Origin of the sequence: Limosilactobacillus coleohominis (assembly GCF_016901675.1) — a bacterium.
Classification (GTDB): Bacteria; Bacillota; Bacilli; order Lactobacillales; family Lactobacillaceae; genus Limosilactobacillus; species Limosilactobacillus intestinavium.
In genome coordinates this window covers 1-4,217 of the sequence record NZ_JACJKU010000098.1, presented here as the reverse complement: position 1 = coordinate 4,217, position 4,217 = coordinate 1, and the positions used below count along the sequence as shown (strand labels likewise).

5 protein-coding genes are annotated in these 4,217 nt (G+C 39.0%); 1 reads left to right on the top strand and 4 read right to left on the bottom strand.

Going from position 1 to position 4,217, the window contains the following annotated elements; genetic code table 11:
- Positions 1 to 266, top strand: a 266-nt coding sequence (locus H5975_RS07435) for an IS30 family transposase (protein WP_204785515.1), incomplete at its 5' end; no start/stop codon positions are given.
- 139 nt (positions 267 to 405) lie between these two features.
- On the opposite strand, the gene H5975_RS07430 is transcribed toward H5975_RS07435, so the two are convergent.
- The 4 genes from H5975_RS07430 to H5975_RS07415 are packed head-to-tail and all read right to left on the bottom strand — an operon-like array spanning position 406 to position 3,838.
- Positions 406 to 1,197, bottom strand: a complete 792-nt coding sequence (locus tag H5975_RS07430; protein ID WP_204785514.1) for a transporter substrate-binding domain-containing protein — start codon at positions 1,195 to 1,197, stop codon at positions 406 to 408.
- A gap of 15 nt (positions 1,198 to 1,212) precedes the next feature.
- The gene (locus tag H5975_RS07425; protein ID WP_204785513.1) at positions 1,213 to 1,962 is read right to left on the bottom strand and encodes an amino acid ABC transporter ATP-binding protein; all 750 of its coding nucleotides are present in this window, start codon (positions 1,960 to 1,962) and stop codon (positions 1,213 to 1,215) included.
- Between the two features lie 15 nt (positions 1,963 to 1,977).
- Positions 1,978 to 2,673: an amino acid ABC transporter permease gene (locus tag H5975_RS07420; RefSeq protein WP_204785512.1), complete on the bottom strand. Its 696-nt coding sequence runs from the start codon at positions 2,671 to 2,673 to the stop codon at positions 1,978 to 1,980.
- 22 nt (positions 2,674 to 2,695) lie between these two features.
- A complete protein-coding gene (locus tag H5975_RS07415; protein ID WP_204785511.1) occupies positions 2,696 to 3,838 on the bottom strand; it encodes a trans-sulfuration enzyme family protein in 1,143 nt (380 codons plus the stop codon).
- Positions 3,839 to 4,217: the final 379 nt, after the last annotated feature.

The window sequence follows — 4,217 nt, the reverse complement described above, 5'->3', positions numbered from 1 at the left end:
ATGGTAAAGAGTTCGCTAACTACCAGGCAATTGAGCAGCGAACTGGTACTCCGGTTTATTTTGCCCATGCTTATTCACCACATGAACGCGGTAGTAATGAGAACCGTAACCGAATTTTACGGCGCTTTATTCCCAAAGGCCAAGCTATTGAAGAGTTAAGCGATCACAAGCTAGTTCAAATTAATTGGTATCTGAATTCCCGACCACTTAAATGTCTTAACTGGCATACACCAATCGAGATCTTCCTACTTAATTTACGTCATTAAATTCGTTCAAGTTATTTCTTGCAATCTGCCACAATATAAAAAATCATCAAGTGTTTAGTATTTCCAAACGCTTGATGATTTTTTTGTTGATAGAGATTAAATTGTAAATCGTTACTATTGTCTAGCTTCCAATAACTGATTATTTAGTAATATCAGCGTTGAAGTACTTTTGAGATAACTTCTTAACAGTGCCATCCTTTTGTAACTTCTTCAATGCTTGGTTGTAAGAAGATTCAATAGCAGTGTCCTTCTTGTTAAAAAGAGCTGAAATCTTAGCAGGCTTTACTTCATTAGAAACATCAATCATCTTTAAGCCCTTAGTACTATTCTTCTTACTGTATGCGTACCAAGCTTCACGTGAGTTAACTGTCCCTTCAGCTCTTCCCTGCTTAACCATTGCAAGGGAATTACTAAATTCACCACTTGGAACAATGTTACCTTGGTACTTCTTAACAACATCCGCATTATTTGTTCCAGTACCAGCAACAATCTTCTTTCCCTTAATTTGCTTTAAGTTCTTAATGCTACTGTCTTTAGGAACAATCAAAACGTACCGTGATTGAATATAAGGAGTTGAGAAGTTGTACTTCTTTGCCCGTTCAGGTGTCTGAGTAATGTCATTCATTACGACATCATACTTGCCTGAACCTAAGCCGGCTACCAATGAATCCCACTTACTAGGAACGAACTTAGCTTTCAGCCCCATTTCCTTAGCAACTGCCTTTCCTAAGTCAACTTCAAAACCAGTTAACTTACCATCCTTCCGGTATGAGAAAGGAGAATACGTTCCTTCCAGTCCAATTGTTAATTCACCCTTTTGTTTTAGTTCTGAATTAACCTGTGATGATGAGGCGTGAATGCTACTAACCCCTGCTGCTGATCCTAGTGTTACTGCTGCCAATGTTAATAATACCTTTTTCCAAATTTTCATGTTAATATTCTCCTTTTATTTTAAGTTTTCCATTGTCATTGATGCGATAAAGTTCTTAATCCGTTCATTCGGGTTGTTTGAAGAAAAGAATTCTTCAGGAACACCATCATAAATAATTTCACCGTCTTCAACAAAGATAATCTTATTAGCAACTTGTTTAGCAAATGCCATGTTATGAGTTACGATTACCATCGATTGTTTTTCTTTAGCTAACTGTAAAAGAACTTTCAAAACGCTTAACTCTAACTCTGGATCCAGCGCTGAAGTTGGTTCATCAAGAAGCACATATTGTGGTTTCATTGCTAACGCCCGAGCGATTGCAACCCGTTGTGCTTGACCACCAGATAGTTCATTGGGGTACGCATCACTGTAATCGCCCATCCCCACTTTAGTTAAGAGTTCTTTTGCCCGTTGTTGAGCCTCTTTACTAGTCATCTTTAAGACTTGGGTAGGTCCTTCAATCACATTCCCCAGGACAGTTTTATGTGGGAAAAGATTATAATCCTGAAATACCATCCCCGTTTCTCGTCGAACAGCTAGTTTCTCCTTATTACTTACGCCATTGCTAAAGTCGATATGATGATTATTAAAGTCAAATTTGCCACTTTCTGGAGTTACCAGCAGGTTTAATGAACGCAAGATTGTCGATTTTCCTGATCCTGATGGGCCGACCATCACTGTTATTTTGCCTGCAGGAAAATCTAATGAAACATCCTTTAAAACCCGCTTATCACCGTAACTTTTATTAATCTTAGTTAGTTTCATTTATTCTTACCTCGTTTAACTAATCGTTACCCGACTACCTAATTTCTTTTCTAAATAGTGCTGAAGTGTCGAAAGAACCGTTGTGAATACTGCATAGATTATTGCTACCAGTGTGTACATCAGTAATGGCTGATAGTTTTCTGCAGCAATTTGTTGACTAACTTCAAACATTTCAAGAATGGTAATTGAAGCGGCCAATGAGGTATCCTTCACTAAGCTAATGAAGCTGTTAGAAAGTGGCGGTAAAGCAACTTGAAGTGCTTGGGGAATAATAATCCGCCACAAGATTTGCAGCCGTGTCATCCCAATTGCCTCGCCGGCTTCCCACTGCCCATTAGGAACAGAACTAATTGCTGCCCGGATCGTTTCCGATGCATATGCCCCGGTATTCAAGGAAAAAGTGATGATTCCTGCGGTAAAAGGTTGTAGCTTAATCCCATGAGGTAATATTCCTTTAATTCTTAGATACGGCAATCCAAAGAATACGATAAACAGTTGCACCAACAGTGGCGTCGAACGGAAGAGCCATACATAAAATTGAGCAATCCATTTAAGAATCATAAATGCCCCGTCCTGATGTGCAAGACGGATTAATGCGGTTAGCAAAGCAATTATTAATCCGAAGAAAAATGAAATTAGTGCTAGTGGGATAGTATATTTGAATCCCGCTGCAAGTAATTGGGGTAACGATGAACTAATTATTTCCCACATAGCTCGCCTGATCCTTTCTTAGTTAATCTAACTGGTTTAATGCTTGTTCTAAGTCGTCAATGATATCTTGAGGATCCTCGATTCCAACTGACAAACGAATAAGTTCATCCTTAATGCCGTTCTTTAAGCGGATTTCTCGAGGAATGGAACCATGAGTCATCACTGCTGGTACTTCAATCAAGCTTTCAATTCCGCCAAGGCTTTCTGCCAAGTCAATCAGTTGAAGGCTTTCAACAAATTTCTTAGCATCCAGTCCTTCTTGAAGTTCAAAACTAATCATTGCACCGAAATTGCGCATCTGCTTTGCTGCAATATCATGTCCTGGGAAATCAGGTAATCCAGGATAATATATTTTTGCAATCCGTGGATCGTTCTCTAGGAAGTTTACTACTGCAGTTGCGTTTTCTTGGTGAACCCGCATCCGTGCACCAAGAGTTTTAATGCCTCGTTGAAGGAGCCAACTATCATCTGGTCCTAATGTGCTACCAATTGAATTTTGCAAGAATGCCAATTCTTCAGCAATTTCTTCATCTGATGTTACAGCTAAACCTGCAACGACATCGCTATGACCGCCAAGATACTTTGTGGCAGAGTGGACAACAATGTCTGCGCCTAAAGTCAATGGTTGCTGGTTGTAAGGAGTTGCGAATGTATTATCAACGATTGTCTTAATGCCATGTTTCTTTGCAATACCAGCAATTGCTTTGATATCAGCGATTTGTAGCAATGGGTTTGTTGGTGTTTCAAAATAAACTGCCACTGTATTTCCTTGAATTGCCTTTTCAACTGCATCCAAATCTTGCATATCTACTACGGTAAATTCAAAGCCGAAACGCTTTAGGACTTTAGTAATCAATCGGAAAGTTCCACCGTAAACATCGCTACCAACAACGAAATGATCGCCTTGGGAGAAAAGTGAGAACGTTGCGTGAATTGCTGCTGAACCAGATGAGAAAGCAAAACCAGCAACCCCATGTTCCAATTCAGCGATTAACTTTTCTAATGAAGCACGGGTTGGGTTACCGGTCCGTGCGTATTCCCATTTTGGATTGTCACCTAGTGTATGTTGATGGAATGTTGATGAACGATAGATTGGAGTTGATACTGCACCAGTTGCTGGGTCTTCACTGTTACCACCATGAATTAGTTGTGTATTAAATTGCATAAGATTATCTCCTTTAAAAGTTCTCAAAATTTAGATCAAAAAAAGACGCAACTTCAAGATTTCTTGAAATTGCGTCTTATGAATTAACCTCGATACTATTAGCAGGCCAAATTAAATTTGGGTACGCCAAAACGTGGGTCGCATAAGACGCGATCAACAACAACATACAACAGCGTTAACAAATTGAATGTTATTCATGACGTTTTCCTCCTAACAATTGATGGTTAAAGATTAACTTATCTTTTGTAAGATGTCAACAAGATTTTTTAAACCTAAATTTCAAGAATAAGTTAGCCACTGGACTCAAATAAATAATACTGACCAATTGATTATTGGTTGATGGAGCTGTGATATCTCTTGGTAGAAAGCCTTACGATAG

Coding starts and splice junctions, on each gene's coding strand:
- H5975_RS07430 (WP_204785514.1), bottom strand. CDS start 1,197: ATGAAAATTTGGAAAAAGGTATTATTAACATTGGCAGCAGTAACACTA.
- H5975_RS07425 (WP_204785513.1), bottom strand. CDS start 1,962: ATGAAACTAACTAAGATTAATAAAAGTTACGGTGATAAGCGGGTTTTA.
- H5975_RS07420 (WP_204785512.1), bottom strand. CDS start 2,673: ATGTGGGAAATAATTAGTTCATCGTTACCCCAATTACTTGCAGCGGGA.
- H5975_RS07415 (WP_204785511.1), bottom strand. CDS start 3,838: ATGCAATTTAATACACAACTAATTCATGGTGGTAACAGTGAAGACCCA.